The 18,019-nt window shown below is 62.8% G+C and carries 14 protein-coding genes; 8 read left to right on the top strand and 6 right to left on the bottom strand.

Translation table 11 applies throughout. The features are described from left to right. Positions 1–7: 7 nt before the first annotated feature. The 5 genes from CAG22_RS21570 to CAG22_RS21595 all read left to right on the top strand — a co-directional run bounded on the left by CAG22_RS21570 (position 8) and on the right by CAG22_RS21595 (position 5,614). Positions 8–883: a universal stress protein gene (locus CAG22_RS21570; RefSeq protein WP_085706140.1), complete on the top strand. Its 876-nt coding sequence runs from the start codon at positions 8–10 to the stop codon at positions 881–883. A gap of 340 nt (positions 884–1,223) precedes the next feature. Beyond that, entirely contained in the window at positions 1,224–2,450 is a 1,227-nt protein-coding gene (locus CAG22_RS21575; protein WP_075045557.1) for an MFS transporter, read from the top strand. Positions 2,451–2,754: 304 nt separating this feature from the next. Next, positions 2,755–4,596: a potassium transporter Kup gene (locus CAG22_RS21580; protein ID WP_256582444.1), complete on the top strand. Its 1,842-nt coding sequence runs from the start codon at positions 2,755–2,757 to the stop codon at positions 4,594–4,596. A 105-nt stretch (positions 4,597–4,701) separates the two neighbouring features. After that, the gene (locus CAG22_RS28795; protein WP_256573525.1) at positions 4,702–5,157 is read left to right on the top strand and encodes a hypothetical protein; all 456 of its coding nucleotides are present in this window, start codon (positions 4,702–4,704) and stop codon (positions 5,155–5,157) included. A 136-nt stretch (positions 5,158–5,293) separates the two neighbouring features. Then, the gene (locus tag CAG22_RS21595) at positions 5,294–5,614 is read left to right on the top strand and encodes a hypothetical protein (protein WP_085588038.1); all 321 of its coding nucleotides are present in this window, start codon (positions 5,294–5,296) and stop codon (positions 5,612–5,614) included. Positions 5,615–6,430: 816 nt separating this feature from the next. Here CAG22_RS21595 and CAG22_RS21610 read toward each other — a convergent pair. Further along, positions 6,431–8,056: a methyl-accepting chemotaxis protein gene (locus CAG22_RS21610; RefSeq protein WP_085706142.1), complete on the bottom strand. Its 1,626-nt coding sequence runs from the start codon at positions 8,054–8,056 to the stop codon at positions 6,431–6,433. A gap of 253 nt (positions 8,057–8,309) precedes the next feature. On the opposite strand from CAG22_RS21610, the gene CAG22_RS21615 reads away from it, so the two are divergent. Together CAG22_RS21615 and CAG22_RS21620 are read left to right on the top strand one after the other, a co-directional pair. Further along, positions 8,310–8,708 carry a tetratricopeptide repeat protein gene (locus CAG22_RS21615; RefSeq protein ID WP_025339589.1) on the top strand — a complete coding sequence of 133 codons (399 nt, stop codon included), beginning with the start codon at positions 8,310–8,312 and terminating at the stop codon, positions 8,706–8,708. A gap of 188 nt (positions 8,709–8,896) precedes the next feature. Continuing rightward, positions 8,897–10,141, top strand: a complete 1,245-nt coding sequence (locus CAG22_RS21620) for a DUF1835 domain-containing protein (RefSeq protein WP_085692954.1) — start codon at positions 8,897–8,899, stop codon at positions 10,139–10,141. Positions 10,142–10,463: 322 nt separating this feature from the next. On the opposite strand, the gene CAG22_RS21625 is transcribed toward CAG22_RS21620, so the two are convergent. Continuing rightward, positions 10,464–12,011: a PLP-dependent aminotransferase family protein gene (locus tag CAG22_RS21625; RefSeq protein ID WP_085693319.1), complete on the bottom strand. Its 1,548-nt coding sequence runs from the start codon at positions 12,009–12,011 to the stop codon at positions 10,464–10,466. Between the two features lie 78 nt (positions 12,012–12,089). On the opposite strand from CAG22_RS21625, the gene CAG22_RS21630 reads away from it, so the two are divergent. Next, complete coding sequence (locus tag CAG22_RS21630) at positions 12,090–13,766, top strand: NAD(P)H dependent flavin oxidoreductase family protein (protein WP_139833499.1); 1,677 nt, start codon at positions 12,090–12,092, stop codon at positions 13,764–13,766. Positions 13,767–13,917: 151 nt separating this feature from the next. Here CAG22_RS21630 and dapA read toward each other — a convergent pair whose 3' ends face one another. From dapA to CAG22_RS21650, 4 genes are all read right to left on the bottom strand, one after another. After that, positions 13,918–14,784 carry a 4-hydroxy-tetrahydrodipicolinate synthase gene (gene dapA, locus CAG22_RS21635; RefSeq protein WP_085706143.1) on the bottom strand — a complete coding sequence of 289 codons (867 nt, stop codon included), beginning with the start codon at positions 14,782–14,784 and terminating at the stop codon, positions 13,918–13,920. Between the two features lie 387 nt (positions 14,785–15,171). Continuing rightward, positions 15,172–15,429 carry a PAAR domain-containing protein gene (locus CAG22_RS21640; protein WP_085706144.1) on the bottom strand — a complete coding sequence of 86 codons (258 nt, stop codon included), beginning with the start codon at positions 15,427–15,429 and terminating at the stop codon, positions 15,172–15,174. Beyond that, positions 15,426–16,058: a DUF6708 domain-containing protein gene (locus tag CAG22_RS21645; protein WP_256582443.1), complete on the bottom strand. Its 633-nt coding sequence runs from the start codon at positions 16,056–16,058 to the stop codon at positions 15,426–15,428. Before CAG22_RS21645 ends, CAG22_RS21640 begins: the two co-directional genes overlap by 4 nt. 172 nt (positions 16,059–16,230) lie before the next feature. After that, a partial coding sequence (locus CAG22_RS21650) for a T6SS effector BTH_I2691 family protein (RefSeq protein WP_305880244.1) occupies positions 16,231–18,019 on the bottom strand: 1,789 nt, incomplete at its 5' end.

Consider the following 18,019-nt stretch of genomic DNA (forward strand, 5'->3'; position numbering starts at 1 on the left):
GCCCCACATGAACCCGCTGAACCACGTACTGGTAGCCACCGACCTGTCTGCCTCCGCCCGCAACGCGGCAGAGCGCGCTGCGTACCTGAGCCAGGAGCAACAGGCATCGCTGGACCTGCTGTACGTTGCCAACCCGGCCCCCTTCGAGCGCCTGAAGCAGCTGGTGGCACCGGGTGACGATCTGCTGAAGCGCGTGCTGGATACCGCAGGCGAAAAAATTCGCGCACTGGCTGCAATGCTGTTCCAGCGCCATGACATCGCCGCTGGCGTGCAGGTCGCGCACGGCTCGGTGACCACGGAGATCACCCGTGTGGTGCAGGATAAACGCAGCGACCTGCTGGTGTGCGGGGCGAAGGGCCAGAGCGTGGCGCGGCGCCTGCTGCTGGGCTCCACTGTGCAGAAGATGCTGAACCGCATGCCCTGCCCTTTGCTGGTGGTCAAGCAGGCGCCACGCGATGCGTACCGGACCTTGCTGGTTGCAGTTGATTTTTCGCCTTCGTCACTGCGCTCCATCGAACTGGCAAAAGCCATTGCCCCACAGGCCGAGATCATTCTGTTGCATGTGTACGAAGCGCCGTTCGAAGGCAGCATGCGCTTCGCCCACATCGACCATGACACGCTTGCACACTACCGCAATGTCATCCGCAAAGATGCGGTGAAGCAGCTCGCGGCCTTGAGCGAAACCGCCGGAGTGGCAGATGCTCGGCAGATCGTGGTGCATGGCGACCCTGGCTGGCGGATTGCCGAGCAGGAACAAGAGCTGGAATGCGACCTGATCGTGGTTGGCAAGCAAGGGGAAAGCGCACTTGAAGAACTGCTGATAGGCAGCGTCACCAAGCATGTGCTGAACGAATCCCAGTGCGATGTGCTGGTGTCGCCATAGAATGCAAGTGATGTGGAGGACGCACGTGTCCTCCACCGAAGCCTGTGCCATCTACCGCAGCGCCTGCTTCGCGGGCTCGCCCGCTCCCACATGGATCACGCTGGCCTTCAGGTTGTGGGCACGACCGTAGCGCCCTCAGTTTTTTCTGGTTTCAAGCACCACAGCATTCTCCCCTCCGACAGCGGGCGCTCTGCGCAAGGCGTTTCATCGATTGCGCTGATGATTACTATCGAGCGACCCGCATGTTGGCCTGGCAAAAGCGCCCCCTATAATCGCCAGCAAATTTCCCCCGCTCCTTGCGCCTGCTTCAGGCGACATCCCTCTCTTGGAATCCAATACCATGCCAAGTGCCAGCCAGGCCCCTAGCGGCCTCCCCGAACATGATCAACAAAGCGTCAGCCAGCAGTGGCTGGCAATCCTTTCGGTCGCCGTCGGCGCCTTCGCCCTGGTGACCAGCGAATTCCTGCCGGTGGGTGTACTCAACGATGTCGCCAGCGACCTCGGCATCAGTGCAGGCCACGCCGGCCTGATGGTTACCCTGCCCGGCATCATGGCCGCCCTCGCCGCCCCGCTACTGTCGGTGGGCATTGGCGCCCTGGACCGTCGCTACCTGCTGATCGGCCTGACGCTGATCATGATCATCGCCAACGCGGTGGTGGCCTACGCCAGTGACTTCAACCTGCTGCTGTTCGGCCGCGTGCTGCTGGGCGTGAGTATCGGCGGCTTCTGGGCGACGGCCATTGCCCTCAGCGGTCGCCTGGCGCCCAAGGGCGTGGGCGTAGCCCAGGCCACCTCGATCATCATGGTCGGTGTAACCCTGGCCACCGTGCTGGGCGTGCCGGTAGGCACCTGGTTGAGCGGCCTGATGGGCTGGCGCATGACCTTTCTGGTAACCGCGCTACTGGGCGTACCGGTGCTGCTGGCGCAGATCCTGTTGCTCCCGCGGCTCAACCCGGACAAGGCCATCCGCATCAGCGACCTGCCGGCCCTGTTCATCAACCCACAGGCGCGGGTTGGCCTGATTGCCGTGTTGCTGATCGGCCTGGCGCACTTTGCCGCGTACACCTATGTCGCGCCCTTCTTCAAACAAAGCTCCGGCTTCGATGGGCCGACCATTGGCTCGTTGCTGCTGCTTTATGGCGTGGCTGGGGTATTCGGCAATATCTTCGCCGGTTTCGCCGCCAACCGCAGCGTACGTCACACCCTGCTGCTGGTAGCGTTGATGATCGGCACCAGCACTGCCCTGTTCCCTCACTTCGCCACCGGCATGACCGGTGCAGCGATGCTGATCGGGTTGTGGGGCTTCGCCTTCGGCGCGTTCCCGGCCTGCGCCAGTATCTGGATGTTCGTCGTCGCGCCCAAGGATGTCGAACGCGGCATGCCGCTGTTCGTCGCCATGTTCCAGGTGATCATTGCGCTGGGCTCGTTCTTCGGCGGTCGGATCGTCGACCAGCTGGGCAGCTCGGTGCTGCTGAGCCTGGCCACGGCCCTGGTGGGCTGCGGTTTCGCTACGGTGCTGGTGCTGGGGCGTAACGTCAGCAACAGCCTGGCGGCGCAACCTGGCTGAGCAGCCATCGCCGGCCTCCTACAGGGACCGCGTAACTCTTGAAGTCTGCGCTGTACCTGTGGGAGCTGGCTTGCCGGCGATGGGCCGCAAAGCAGCCCCGAATTGCCTGACTGACAGGCAGTGGGGCGCTGGCTGATTTTTTTTACGCTCTTTTTACGGCTGAGCCGACAGACACAAGGAATACTGGGCGCGCGATGCTCAGGGATGGCATGCATTTCTACCCGCCAGTCCAGAGAAGCCCTTCGTGAGCCAGTCCACCGCCATCGCAAATCAATCCGTTCCCGGCAAGTCCAACCCCATCGGCATGCTCGTCGCCGCTGTCGGCGTGGTGTATGGCGACATCGGCACCAGCCCGCTGTACACCCTCAAGGAAGTGTTCGCCGGGCACTACGGCGTGCAGGCCAACACCGCCGGCGTACTGGGTGTGCTGTCACTGGTGTTCTGGTCGTTGCTCTGGGTGGTGTCGCTCAAGTACGTACTGTTCATCCTGCGTGCCGACAACCAGGGCGAAGGTGGCATCATGGCCCTGACCGCCTTGGCGCACCGGGCGGCGGCGCCCTACCAGCGCCTGGGCAGGATACTGGTACTGCTCGGCCTGTTCGGCGCCGCGCTGTTCTACGGCGACAGCATGATCACCCCGGCGATCTCCGTGCTATCGGCCGTCGAGGGCCTGCAACTGGCCTTCGACGGTATCGAACATTGGGTCGTGCCGCTGTCGGTGGTGGTGCTGGTGGCGCTGTTCCTGATCCAGAAGCACGGCACCGCGCGCATCGGCATCCTCTTCGGGCCGATCATGGTGCTGTGGTTCGTCGTACTGGGTGCACTGGGCTTGCACGGCATCGTCCAGCGCCCGGAGGTGCTGCAGGCACTCAACCCGCTCTGGGCGGTGAAGTTCTTCGTGCTGCACCCGGGCATGGGGGTGGCGATTCTGGGCGCGGTGGTGCTGGCGCTGACCGGCGCCGAAGCACTCTACGCCGACATGGGGCACTTCGGCCGCAAACCCATTGCCCGGGCCTGGTTCCTGCTGGTGCTGCCCGGCCTGGTGCTGAACTACTTCGGCCAGGGCGCGCTGATCCTCGGCGACCCGCAGGCAGTGCGCAACCCGTTTTATCTGCTGGCGCCCGAATGGGCCCTGCTGCCCATGGTCGGGCTTGCCACGCTGGCCACCATCATCGCCTCCCAGGCCGTGATCTCCGGTGCGTTCTCGTTGACGCGCCAGGCCATCCAGCTGGGTTACGTACCGCGCATGTTCATCCAGCACACCTCCAGCGAGGAACAGGGGCAGATCTACATCGGCATGGTGAACTGGGCACTGATGGTTGGCGTGGTGCTGCTGGTGGTCGGTTTCGAGTCGTCCGGGGCGCTTGCGGCAGCCTACGGCGTAGCCGTGACCGGGACCATGCTGATCACCACGCTGCTGGCTTCGGCAGTGGTGCTGTTGCTGTGGAAGGCACCACGCTGGCTGGCGGTGCCGATGCTGCTGGCGTTCCTGCTGGTCGACAGCCTGTATTTCGCCGCCAATGCGCCGAAGATCCTCCAGGGCGGTGCATTTCCGGTGATTGCCGGCCTGGCACTGTTCACCCTGATGACTACCTGGAAGCGCGGGCGACGGTTGATCGTCGAGCGGCTGGACGAAAGCTCGCTGCCGCTGGACCTGTTCATTACCAGCCTCAAGGCCCAGCCGCCTCACCGCGTGGGCGGTACTGCCGTATTCCTGTCCGCCAGGCCCGAGGCGGTGCCTCACGCCTTGCTGCACAACCTGCTGCATAACCAGGTACTGCATGAACAGGTGGTGCTGTTGACCGTCGTGTTCGAGGACGAGCCACGGGTCAGCGCCGGCAAGCGCTTTGAGGTCGAGGCGTTTGGTGATGGTTTCTTCCGCGTGAGCCTGCATTTCGGCTTCATGGAGGAACCCGACGTACCGTTGGCGCTAAGCCGCTGCCAACGTGCGGACCTTGAGTTCGGCCCCATGCGCACCACTTATTTCCTCAGCCGGGAGACGGTCATTGCAGGCAGACAGATGGGCATGGCTCGCTGGCGGGAGCACCTTTTTGCCTTCCTGCTGAAGAATGCCAACAGCAACCTGAAGTACTTCAAGCTGCCGCTGAACCGGGTGATCGAGCTTGGCACCCAGGTCGAGATCTGAGCAGTCATGGACCACGATCCTTCTGTCAGCACGACAGAACTTGCAAAGCCGCTGCATGTCTTATCAGCACCTGAGCTCTACCTGCGCCGTTGGAGGCGAAACAACATGAGAAAAACCCTGGTGGCCGTCTTTGCTTGTGCTCTGGCATTCGGCGCAACGGCATTGTTACCTGCCGATATCTCGCCGATGGGTTCCGCGTATGCCAAAGGCGGTGGTGGCGGCGGTGGCGGTGGCGGCCACGGTGGTGGTGGTGGCCACGGCGGCGGCAATGGCGGTGGACGTGGCGCCGGCATGGGTGGGCACAATGGCACTGGCAATGGTGCGGGTCTCGCGGGTGATCATGCCGGCAAGGCTACGCGCGATCATGGTGTGAGCGGCAATCATTATGGAAGCTCACGTAACCAGGACAACGGCCATGGGACCACCACCTCAGGCATTGCCCAGTCCAAGGATACTCGCGGCTTGACGAAATCTACCGCTATCTCGGGGACTACGCCCGGTGATCATAATGCCAAGGGGCTGAGCGGCGCGGTACAAAACTCCTCCAAGAATGATCGATGAGCTTAAAGCTGCCAGGTACTGAAAGGGCCTGGCAGCCGCTTCGTCGAAAGGCTGCGCACTGCGGAACTTAAAAGGCAACCTTATGTCGTATCCGCACTCAAATTCCCCCCCCTGCGCCTTTTGGAGGCGAACAAACATGAAAAAAAACCTGGTAGCCGTCTTTACCTGTGCCCTGGCGCTCGGCGCAACTGCATTGTTGCCTGCCGATGTCTCGCCGATCGGTTCCGCATATGCCAAAGGTAATGGCAATGGCGGCGGCAAAGGTGGGTTCAACGGTAATGGCGCCGGCTACGAGAGTGATCATGCAGGCAAGGCCACCCGCAACCATGGCGAGAGCGGCAATCACTATGGAAGCCTGCGCAATGATGACAACGGCCGTGGCACTACCCGGTCCGGCATTGCCCATTCCAAGGAACACAACCAGGCCGGGCGCTCCTCTTCGAAGCATGATCGATAACTGAAAGCGCACATGGCGTGCCCTCGAACCGGGCGGTGCGGTTGATGGCACCGGCTACGCCGGTGTTCGCGGGTAAACCCGCTCCCACAGGTATGGCGCATTCCTTCAGCTGGTGAGGTCCCTGTGGGAGCGGGCATGCCCGCGAAGCAGGCGACGCGGTGGATGGCACCGGCTACGCCGGTGTTCGCGGGCGCGCCTGCTCCCACAGGTACAGCACATTCCTTCAGCTGGTGAGGTCGCTGTGGGAGCGGGCATGCCCGCGAAGCAGGCGACGCGGTGGATGGCACCGGCTACGCCGGTGTTCGCGGGCGCGCCCGCTCCCACAGGTACAGCACATTCCTTCAGCTGGTGAGGTCCCTGTGGGAGCGGGTTTACCCGCGAAGCAGGCGACGCGGTGGATGGCACCGGCTGCGCCGGTGTTCGCGGGTAAACCCGCTCCCACAGGTATGGCGCATTCCTTCAGCTGGTGGGCATCCTGTGGGAGCGGGCATGCCCGCGAAGCAGGCGACGCGGTGGATGGCACCGGCTACGCCGGTGTTCGCGGGCGCGCCCGCTCCCACAGGTATGGCGTATTCCTTCAGCTGGCGGGGTCCCTGTGGGAGCGGGTTTACCCGCGAAGCAGGCGACGCGGTGGATGGCACCGGCTACGCCGGTGTTCGCGGGCGCGCCCGCTCCCACAGGTATGGCGTATTCCTTCAGCTGGCGGGGGCCCTGTGGGAGCGGGTTTACCCGCGAAGCAGGCGACGCGGTTGATGGCACCGGCTGCGCCGGTGATCGCGGGCGCGCCCGCTGCCACAGTCTGGTGCCCGCCAGACCTCAAACCCTGAACCGCCCTACCAACGCCGTCATCTCCCCCACCAACCCCGACAACGCCTTGCTCGCCTCACTGGTCTGCTGCGCCCCCGCTGCCGAGGATGTCGACAGCTCGCGAATGTTCAGCAGGTTGCGGTCCACCTCTCGCGCCACCTGGGCCTGCTCTTCGGCTGCGCTGGCAATCACCAGGTTACGCTCGTTGATCTCGCCGATCGCACTGTAGATACCCTCCAGCACCTGCCCTGAAGCCAGGGTCACGTCCAGCGTCGACTGGGCGCGGCTGGTACTGGCCTGCATCGAGGCCACGGCCGCTTCGGTTCCCGCCTGCACGCGCCCGATCATCTGCTCGATTTCCTGGGTCGACTGTTGCGTGCGGTACGCCAGCGTACGCACCTCATCCGCGACCACCGCAAAGCCGCGCCCGGCCTCGCCCGCACGGGCGGCCTCGATGGCGGCATTGAGCGCCAGCAGGTTGGTTTGCTCGGACACCGAGCGAATCACTTCCAGCACCTTGCCGATGTCCCGTACCTGCCCGACCAGTTGCTGCAGATGCGCGCTGCTGGCCTGGATCTCCCGAGTCATGGCCTCGGTGCCGTCGATGTTGTCGCTGACTTGCCGGCGGCTTTGCGCTGCCAGCTGGTTGGATTCGCTGGTGGTCTGCGAGGTAGTGATGGCATTGCGCGCAACCTCCTCCACGGCCGTGGTCATTTCGGTGACGGCGGTGGCGGCCTGCTCCAGCTCCTGGCCCTGCTGGCGCAGGTTGTTGGCACTTTCCTCGGTGACGGTATTCAGCGCCGTGGCGGCTGCGTCCAGTTGCCTGGCACAGCTGCTGATCTGCCCCAGGGTGTCGCGCTGGCTCTGCTGCATGCGTTCAAGTTCATGGAACAGCTGGCCGATCTCGTTACCGCCCTGCCCCTGCACCGGCACGCTCAGGTCGCCACCGGCAATGCGCTGAAAGTGCCGGCCAGCTTCGCGCAGCGGGTGCAGCACGCGCTGGGCAACAAAGGCCCAGCACAGCGCCGCCAACAACAGCGTCACGCCCAGCAGCCCCAGGCTCAGCAATTGCGCGCGCGCCAGGCGCCGGTCGGATTCAAGCATGATCTGCTGACCGCGCTCACTCAATGCGCCGACCAGTTGCTGGCGCAGCGCCTGCAGCCGGCCCATGGCGTTGCCGGCGTCGGTGTTGACCTTGAAATACTGCTCGAGCGAACGTTGACGGGTTGCCTCACGCTGCCCGACGACCGCCTTGGCATACTCGCCATAGGTGGCCTGCAGCGCGGTTGCCAGTGCGTGCAGCGCAGGCTCGCGGGCGTTTTCGACAAACTCGTCCACCAGCTTCTGGCTCTTGTCGTTCAGCTCGACCGACAGCGCCATGCGCTTGCTGGCGCTTTCCTCATGGCCACCCAGCTGCTCGATGAAGCCCGAGGACACATTGGCACTGGCGCGAATCGCCATCAGCAACGCATTGTTCAACCGGTCCGACTGGTGCGCAGTCTGGTCCAGTTCGGTGATCTGCTGGTCACTGCCCACCGCCGCCCGCCATGCACTGACGGTGGAAAACAGCAGGGTCACGCTGAACAGCGACAGCACCCAGAACATTCCGGTGCGGATCTTCAGGTTGGCAAGCATGCGGGCAGTACTCCTTGTTGGCACCACTTCTGGTCGATGATTCGACGGTGGGTGTGCTGCTATCGGAGGTACTGCCCCAGGCTTGAGGCGCCGGAGTGCGGTTATGGGCGGTAACCGAACAGATGTTGTCGAGACAAAGACCGGGCAACAGGCAACAAATCGCCCAGGCGGGAACTTCAGCGCTCCAATTCGGTCGATAGCATCCCCTCGCCCTCCAACCGGGCCTGCCCAAGCCCTGCCGAGTCTACCGCCGATGCCCAGTACACCTGTTCTGTCAGCCCTGCTCCTGTTGTTCAGCGCAATCACGGCACAGGGCGCACTGGCCGGCGAACGCTACGCGCCCGCACGCAGCAACAATGCCTCGACGGTGCTGATCGAAACCGCCTCGCAACAGTATGCCGACGGCCAACTGGACCAGGCGGCGGCCACCCTGGAGCGTGCGCTGCACATTCAGCCGAACAACCCGGCAACGCTGCACTACCTTGGCGTTTTGCGCCTTCAGCAAGGGCAGTATGAACAGGCCGAAACCCTGGCGCTTCGCTCCAACCTGCGTGTTGGCAACAATCACGCACTGCGCAGCCGCAACCTGCAGCTGATAGAAGCCGCGCACAAGGCCCAGGGCTCGGGCATGCTGCCGACGGCTGCACACTGACGGCGATCAGACGCTGCGCGTCAGGCCACCATCGACCGCTTTGCACCCACGCGCATTACCCGGTAAAGTCGGCGCCAGGGCGCTGGCTGCGCCTGCGGTCCGCGCCAAGGGGTTTCCCAAGCCATGCGTCATCACATTCCCATACCAGCTCCCGGCTTGTCGGCGGACCGAGCCCCAAAGGAGTTGGCATGCCCGCCATCAATGCATCCCGCCACCACGGCCTGCTCGACCTGCCCGCCTTGCGCAAACGCGCCAAACGCTTGCTCACCGCCCTGAAAAACCACGAGGCCGGCGACACTCGCGAGCAGCTACGCGCGCTCGGCCTGCCTGGCCCTGACTACCGGCTTGCCGATACCCAATGGCTGGTGGCCCGCGAGGCCGGCTTTGCCAGCTGGCCCAAGCTCAAGGCCCATGCCGATGCTGTCGCTTTCGCGGCACGCCACCCTGGCTTCACCGCCGATGACGAGGCAGCCGTGCAGCATTGGCGCTGCGGCAACGACATCGCCCACAGCTTGCGCACGGCCGGTTTTGCCGGTGCCTTCCAGATGTTCGAGGACCCCATGGTCATGGGGCCCGTCTGCGCACTGCCCGAGGAGCAGTATTGGCAGGCTCGGGCCGCTTACATACAGCAGGCGTTCAACCTGAGCATTCAGGACGTTGAGCAACGACAAGCGGCACAGCGCACCGCCCTGGCCGGGTTGAACAGCGACAGCAAGATCGTGCTGTGGTGCGAGGGTGACGCTTACGACCAGCTGTTCCTGATCCGCGTACTCGCCAGCCTGCCCAGCCTGCCGCGCCGCCTGGAGCTGATCGAAATCACCCAGGTACCTGGCGTCGAGCGCTTCATCGGTATCGGCCAGCTGGCCCCGGACCTGCTCGCCTGGCTATGGCCACAACGTCGCGCGTTGGGTGAGGACGTGCTGGCTCTGGCCCGCCATGCATGGGCAGCCTATACCGCGCCTGCCCCAAGGGCCTGGGCTGTCCTGGCGGGCATCCAGCATGCGGCCTTGCCGTTGCTGAGCCGGGCCCTTGCGCGGCAACTTCAGGAACTACCGGGGGCGAACGACGGCTTGAGCCTCACCGAGCGCCTGTTGTTGCGCGTTCTGGCGTCACGCGGCGAACTGCCGGCCGGACGTGTGTTTGCCCAGTTGATGATGCAGGATGAACCGCTGCCTTACCTGGGCGACATGATGTTCCATGTTTTGCTGCAGCCCCTGATCCATGCACCGCACCCGCTGCTGCTGGAAGGCCCGGGCGAGTCTTGGGCGCAACGGCCGTTGCGGCTGACCGCACTTGCCGAGCAGGTGCTCGCGGGGCAGGCGCATTGGCTTGACCACAACCCTGCGCAGCGCTGGGTGGGTGGAGTGCTTATCAATGCCGCGGACAGGCCCTGGGTGGTCAGCGAACAAGGCGAAGTGTGGCAGCGCAAATAGCCCGCTCAAGCCTGATCAAGTAACGCGGTGGATGGCACCGGCGTTGCCGGTGTTCGCGGGCATGCCCGCTCCCACAGGAACCGAGGATATCCGAAAACAGCGCCATACCTGTGGAAGCGACTGCGCCCGCGAAGCAGGCGACGCGATCTATGGCACCGGCAAGTCAGCGCTCATGGAACTACCCATAACTCATTGCATCAACAGGGACCCCGTGGGAGCGGCTTTAGCCGCGAACACCGGCTCAGCCGGTGCCATGCACCGCGTTGGATTCTTCGCGGCTAAAGCCACACAGGGTACGCGGACCGCTTGCGAATTCAGTTCTCTACTCGACAGCGCAGCCCAAAGGGCTGGGTGATCGCCCGCAGGGATTGCGCTGGACCGATGTTGCAATCGCCTTCGCCGCTTGCGCCAAACGTTGTGTAGCCAGCCGGATTTCATCCATGTCCAGCGAGGCGAAACCGAGGCGCAGGGCATTTTCCGCATGACCAAACGGCGAAAACTGCCGGCCACTGCGTACCACCAGGTCCAACTCCAACGCCTTGCCAACCAACTGATCCACATCGATCCCGTCAGCAAACCTCACCCACAGTGCCAGCCCACCTTCCGGCTCGCGCACGGTTACCTGCTCGCCAAAGGCATCGTGCAAGCAAGCCAACAGGGTCTCTCGACGCCGGCGATACTCCCGGGCAACCCTACGCAAGTGCTTTTTCAGCTCGCCATCATTGATCAAGTCCGCCAGCATCTGCTGCATCACCGCATCGCCCTGCCCCAGTGTCAGCGTCGCCCTGCGTTCGAGCGCCACGGCCACCTCCGCCGGCGCCACGATGAAACTGCAACGGAACGTACTGCCCAGGGACTTGGACAATGAGCCAATGTAGATCACGTGCCGCTGCTGACGGTCGCTGGCCAGCGGCAGGTAAGGCCGCCCGGCGAAGTGGTACTCATGGTCGTAGTCTTCCTCGACCACGCAAAAGTCATGCTGCCGCGCCAGCTCCAGCAGCTGCTGTCGGCGCCCGGCAGGCAGGCTGACCGTGGTCGGGAACTGGTGATGGGGAGTGATGTACAGCATGCGCACCTGGTGCAGCCGGCAAAGTGCATCGATCTGCTCGACCCGGCAGCCCTCGTCATCCAGGTCCACGGTGACCAGCCGGGCGCCCAGCTGGCGGAAGATCTCCCACGCGGGCGGATAGCTCAGGCGTTCGATCAGCACAACGTCACCGGGCTTGAGCAGCACGCTGGCCACCAGGTACAGCGACATCTGCACGCCCTGGGTCAGGCAGATATGCTCGGCGCCAACGTTCAGGCTGCGATTGTGCCGCAGCATGTCGGCCAAGGCGCTGCGCAGGGAGTGGCTGCTGCACGCGCTGCCATGGCGCACGGTATTGGCGGCAAAGCTGTTGCGCAAGGCATTACGGTAATAACGGTGCAGAACGGTCTGCGGCAGCAGGCGGTGGTCACAGGCGCCGTTGTCGAAGAAAAGCGCACCCGGCCGATCCTGCTGCGCGGCAGCCTGTTCGTTGGCCGCGAAGTAGGCAACGGCAGGCTCCTCCTGTAGCACCAGGGCAAAGGGCTGCGCTGCGTCGGGCTCGGCCAGGGTGCCAGCCGCCAGCTGCCGACTGACGAAGGTGCCACGGCGCTGCACGCTTTCCAGCCAGCCCTTGGTCTCGGCTTCCTCGTAGGCGAGGATCACCGTCTTGCGATTGACGTTCAGCAGTTGCGCCATTTCCCGCGTGCCAGGCAACGGCGTGCCGGGGCGCAGGCGGCCCTCGGAGATCGCGGCTACCAGGCCCTCGACGATCTGCCTGTACGAAGCCTGCGGCTGCGCCCCGTCGAGCTTGAGCAGCGGCTGCCATTTGCGAAGCTGGACCATGTGAATTAACCGAAACTGGAGGTTCTACTGGTCCTGGACTATAGCAACAATCGAACCTCCACTTGCCCCGAGGTGCCCATGCAGAACCGCCACGTCATTGAATTGTCGCCCTCGGGCAAAACCTTCGACGCCAGCCAGGAGCTGCTGCTCGATGCCATGCTCGCCAGCGGCCTGCCGGTGCCCTTCTCATGCCGCCGCGGCGCCTGCGGGTCGTGCAAGGTCAAGGTGGTGTCGGGGCAGTATCGGGACAAGCAGCGGACGGCAGACATGCCCGCGCCCTGCTACCCCCTCGCCGCCGACGAAATGTTGCTGTGCCAGAGCCACGCCTGCAGCGACATGCGCCTGGAAATCCCCGGCTGGTCCCTGGAAACCCAGGCGCTGGAAATCCACGCGCAGGTTCATGGCAAACGCGAACTGAGCGCCGATATCATCGAACTGGTGCTGCAGCCTGCACAGCCGTTGGCGGTACGGGCTGGCCAGTACGTACGCTTTCGGCTCGACAACGGCAACAGCCGCTGTTTTTCCATCGCCAACCTGCCCGCCCAGGACCAGGGGCAACTGGTGTTTCACATCCGCAAGGTAAGCGGCGGCCTGTTTACCGAACGCCTGCTGCCAACCCTGCAAGCAGGTGACAGCTTGAAACTTGAAGGGCCGGTGGGTGCCTGCACCTGGCAGCACGAGGACCAGCGGCCCCTGGTGCTGTTCGCCACTGGCACAGGTTACGCCGGCATCAAGCCATTGCTGCTGACCGCCCTGGCAGGTGATGCCGAGGTCACGTTGTACTGGGGCGGCAGATCGGACGCCGACTTCTATGACCGTGAGTTTCTCGACCAGGCCAGCCGTGCACACGCTCACTTTCGCTGGCACCCGGTGCTGTCGGACCAGGCGCGCGTGCAGCAGGTGGCGCTGGCCCAGGCCCATCGCTGGGCCGACACCCAGGTCTATGCCTGCGGCAATGCCACGATGATCAGCCAGGTTCGCGAGCAGTGCCTCGCAGCAGGCCTGCAGCCCCATCGTTTTGTCGCGGAGGCTTTCGTTGCCAGCGGCGCACTGGCGCCCGAGGCTTCAACAGCCAACCCATTGCACCCGGAGCTGGAAAAAGTCGGCCCGCGCTACTCGCTGGACGGCATGCTCGCTGCCCGCGAGCAGTCGGTACGGGCCGTGACAGCGATCGCCAGCCAGCTGAAAGTCGGCATGACCACCGCCCAGGCGCTGGAGATGGCCGGGCAAACCTTGCAGGCGATGGGCGCATCGCACACCTGGCACCCGACCTACATCCGCTTTGGCGACGACACCGTGCGCACGCCGCGCCAAGGCATAGATCTGCAACGTGTATTACGTAACACGGATATCGTCGTGGTCGATGTCGGCCCGGTATGGGATGGCTATGAGGGCGACTATGGCGACACCTTCGTGTTCGGCCAGCACGAGCTGCACCACGCCTGCGTCAAGGCACTGCATGAAGTGTTCGACGAAACCCGCCAGGCCTGGGGCCGTGGCCTGACCGGGCGCGAACTGTACGACTTCGCCGAGCGCAGTGCCCAGGCAAAAGGCTGGCAGCTGGAGCGCAATCTGGCCGGGCATCGCATCGCCGACTTCCCGCATGTGCTGTATGGGCAGGACAAACTGGCCGAGGTGGAAATCGTCCCGAGCGAAGTGGTGTGGGTGCTGGAGATCCAGTTGTGCCACCCTACCGAGCCGGTCGGGGCGTTTTTCGAAGACATCCTGATTGGCGAGGCCAGGCCGCTTTCATAGATTCAGAAGCAAGCGATCCGCGTACCCTGTGGGAGCGGCTTTAGCCGCGAAGAATCCAACGCGCTGCATGGCACCGGCTGCGCCGGTGTTCGCGGCTAAAGCCGCTCCCACAGGGGCCCTGCTGATTCAATGAGTTATGTGCCGTTCTATCTCAAGCACCGAGCGAATCCAGCACGCCTTGCAGCTTGCCCCGGGTCATCTCGGTGCACGGCTGCATGGGCTCTCGCAGTTCATCGCTCATCAACCCCTGTAGCTGCAAGGCCGCCTTGACCACAGCCGGGTTGGCCTCGGCAAAGGCCATCTTCATCCACGGCAGCAACTGGTAGAACGTGCCGCGCGCGGCTACCCAGTCGCCATGGTCGACCTGCTGCAGCATGCGCACGTACAGGTCGGCGCGTACATGCGCCGAAGCCGAAATGGCCCCTGCGCCACCCAGGCACAGGTTGTTGAAGATCTGCATGTCCTCACCGGCCAGCACCTGGGCATGGCCGTCCTGGATCAGGGCCATGGTGGTCTCGCTGTCACCGCCGCAGTCCTTCACCGCCGCGATGCGCGGGTGGCGCACGATGCGCCGCAGGGTTTCACGCTCGATGCGTACCCCGGTGCGGTAGGGGATGTCGTAGACGATCACCGGCACGCTGGCGGCATCCGCCACGGTGCTGAAGAACGCTTCGATGCCGGCCTGCGAAGGCCGGATGTAGCACGGTGCAGGGACCAGCAGCCCGCCAATGTCACGCCGCTGGATTTCAGCCTGGAAGGCCAACAGCTCGCGCAGGTTGTAGCCCGACAGGCCCATCACCACCCTGCCCGGCTCCACCCAGGCCAGCACAGCATCCAGCACGGCCAGTTGCTCGGCCTTGGACAGCGCCGCTGCCTCGCCCGTGGTACCACACACCACAAAACCGGCCACACCCTCTTCGAGCAGCTTCTTCACCAGCTTTTCCAGGGCGACGAAGTCGATTTCATTGGCGCGCATTGGCGTGACGAGGGCGATCCAGATACCACGGAAATTCGACATGCAAAAACTCCTGATGTTGACCGAAAGTCAGCGTCAGCAGGGCGAAGAGTCGAAGTGGTCTGGCAGGGATACCTGGCGCCTTCTGTCTCGTCAGCCCACCTGACGAGACAGCGCGCCTCGGTCAGATGAGCGGCTGTTTCTTGGATTTCTTGGCAACGGCAACGCACGCGCCTGCCTGGGCGATGAAGCCCGAAGCGAAAATGGCGTGGTTGGAAGTGGACATGCCGGCAAGCCCGTTGCGTGGATATGGCTGGATAATGGTGGCGCGGCGTACCCGGTGTCAACACCGAGATCGCCAACCCATTGGGCTGCGCTTTTGCCCAGGGAAGTGAATTCACAAGCGGTGCACGTATCCTGCAGGTCCGATCTTGCACAAGAGGCATTTGATCAATCCAGCATCCACCCGGCATCGCCCTCGTCCAGCACACCCCCGTGATCCGTCCTGTCACCTTTACGCGCCACGGCCGCGCCTTCGATCAGGAAATGCTCAGCCCCACTTTCGATCACGGCGCCGCACGTGGTCCGATCCCCCACCCTGGCAACCGCCCTGCCATTGAAGGTGTACGTGGCACTGCCGCTTTCTACCTGGTTGGTGCCATGTAGCGGGCAGACATGTCGATGACCTACAAGTACGACAGGGTTCATTGAGCTTCTCCTTCTGATGGCCCAGTACGCGATTCACGGTCCATTTCCTGAGGCCAATCAACCTTCGGCGCCAGGCAGTGCATGTGGCTGAGGCCATCGTCATCGTTCCAATCGCGGGGTGGGTGCACGAATTTCGGCAGGGCTTCGGGGCCTTGCTGCATGAATAGCCGGGCGATAGCCCAGTAGGCTTCTCCGTGGTAGAGGTCGTGGGTGAATAACACGCGGTCGATGACTTCGTCGGTGTCCGGGTTGCGAACCGACAGCATGACGTTTTCGATCAGCCCACCGTAGCCGGAGGCGTAGACTCGGTAGACTTCGGCGGTTACGTCGTCCCAATTGTAGGCGACAGGTTTGACGCCCCAGTGTTTGCGGCTGAACAGGAAGAGGTAGTTGCATCTGAATTGATAAACATAGATCTTTCGACGCAAGCGATTAAAACGTATTGGTTCGTCTCGTGGAAGTGCCAAGTCTAGCCGGACAAATAAAAAGACGACCCATATGCAGATTAGAGGCCCGAGTATCAAGATTAGCTTCATAATCCAATCGAAGGCCCGACTGTAATCAATGAGGCCCCAATACACTTGTACAGCTACAAAAAACAAGAACAGCAGCGTCGGGATGCCAAGCAAGGCCAATACACCTCGTAGACGGACTGTAGATCGAGGCAACTCCATGTATACATCATCAGCATGGTTTGGTGGCGGATTAATATCGTTCAAACTCAAGAGAGATGTGGGTGCTTCGTGGGCGCTCGGTAGATCGTAGCGCCAGGCTGGCGCACGTCTCATTAGCACTCTTGGCTCATGCGTCGTCATTTGCCCTCCGGTTACATACCTCAATATACGCACTTTCAATTTCTCGGTCCGGCCAGTACATTACCAGCAATGTTGCTGCGACAATGGAGTGCGTTCCAATTGTCGGCATGAGTTCTATAAGGCCTGAGATAGCCAATTGGGACCGGTCATTACCCTCCGAAAAAGAAGAGTACTTTTTATCAATATTAAAGTCGCTTTTATAGTCGGGCAGCCTAGGCGGAGAAAAGCCAGGGAAGCTGGCCGACTTGGAAGAGCCGGTTGAGCGACGTGCATGAAACTCATCCACAACCAGCGTCTCTCCTCCCGTGTAGTCCGGGAACTGGCCATCACCTCGACGATGGACTGTCAGGCACCACCGATATGCCGACATTCCGTCTTTATACTGAGGTAGGATTATCTTGAATTTTATTTTTTGTTTCCGTTCAAGACCGGTCAACCCTCCGATCCTTGGAGTGGCCGGGTCGCTTACCGGATTCGCTTCGAAGTGGAATTCTGCCTGTACACCTAGCGTGGCGGCGTTGAGCTCCGCAAATGCGATGTCTGCGTATTCCGGGCTTCTCCAGTGAATGACTGGCGTCTCATCTGCTTTTCCAAAACAGCACCGTCGGGCCCACCGTTCCAGAGCGGATGACTCATTCTCTTCAGCGCTTTTGCTAAGCGTATAGGCAGTCAACGCCAGCACTACAGCGAGGCCTACGGGTCCCCATACAGTGGAACTTAATGCTGTTCCAGCGACGGCAATGGCGCTGGCCCCGTAAAAACCTGCAGCCAACCAGTATCGTATCGCTGCTGCACCATCTCCTGCTGCCGATGCACGTTTAGCAGCAGAAACTGCCTGTGCTGCCTCAACAAACCCGACGACAGCGCCTATTACAGCACCGATCTTTATCAAGGTCTCGCCTGTGGCAGTAGCACCTTTGGCCCATGGCATACCCTTATAGGCACTTGCCCGCAACATGAGCCCAACCAGTTCGATATGCCCTCCCAACACTCCCAAGTACGATCCTTGCAACGCCAACTTGGCCTCATACGCCTTCGGCCCAATCTCCGCTTCCGCCTTTTCCTGATTCCTGCCCAGGCTGTCCTGCTGCAAATACAACCCGCCTATCGCCAGCAGAACCTCCCAGCTGCCAGCAATCCCGCGCAACCCGGAAAAACCGGTTTTTACCAATCGGGCCGCCTGCTGCGACGTGATCTTCGTCCCCTGCAATAATTTGCGTGCATCGGCTTCCAACGTCCCTGCCGCCACCGAGATATCCACCAGGGCAAGCTGCGCCGCGCTGCTCGCCTGGGTTACCCCCATGCTGGCCTCCTTGAACAACCGCCCATGCACTTCCTCGGCCTTGCCCTCGACCCACACCGTCACGCTGATCATCGAATTGGTGAACCGCGGATCGAGTACGGCCAGGCTCATCAGCCCGTGCTGGATGATCGGCCGCACCTTGCGCATGGCCTTCATCGAGCCAAACTCGAAGTCATCGATATTGCGGCGCATCCGGTCCCGCGCCTCGGCGATCGACGCATTGGCTTTGTGCTGCAACTCCCGGAGGTGGGCGCTCTGCAAGGCGTAGTACTCGCCCAGCTTCATCTTCACTTCCAGCTCGATCAGGTGCACGCCGTTGTAGAGAAACTGCGTGGCGCTGTTCAGATGCCGCACGGCCTTCTGAATGCCAGGCGACAGACATGGCGCCAGCCGCTGACTGGCCGCATTGAGTGCGCCCTGTGTTTCAGCAATGGCCTGCTTGAGGGTATTGCGCATGCGCAGGCCGGCGTCA

This window comes from Pseudomonas sp. B8(2017), assembly GCF_002113575.1.
GTDB lineage: Bacteria > Pseudomonadota > Gammaproteobacteria > Pseudomonadales > Pseudomonadaceae > Aquipseudomonas > Aquipseudomonas putida_Z.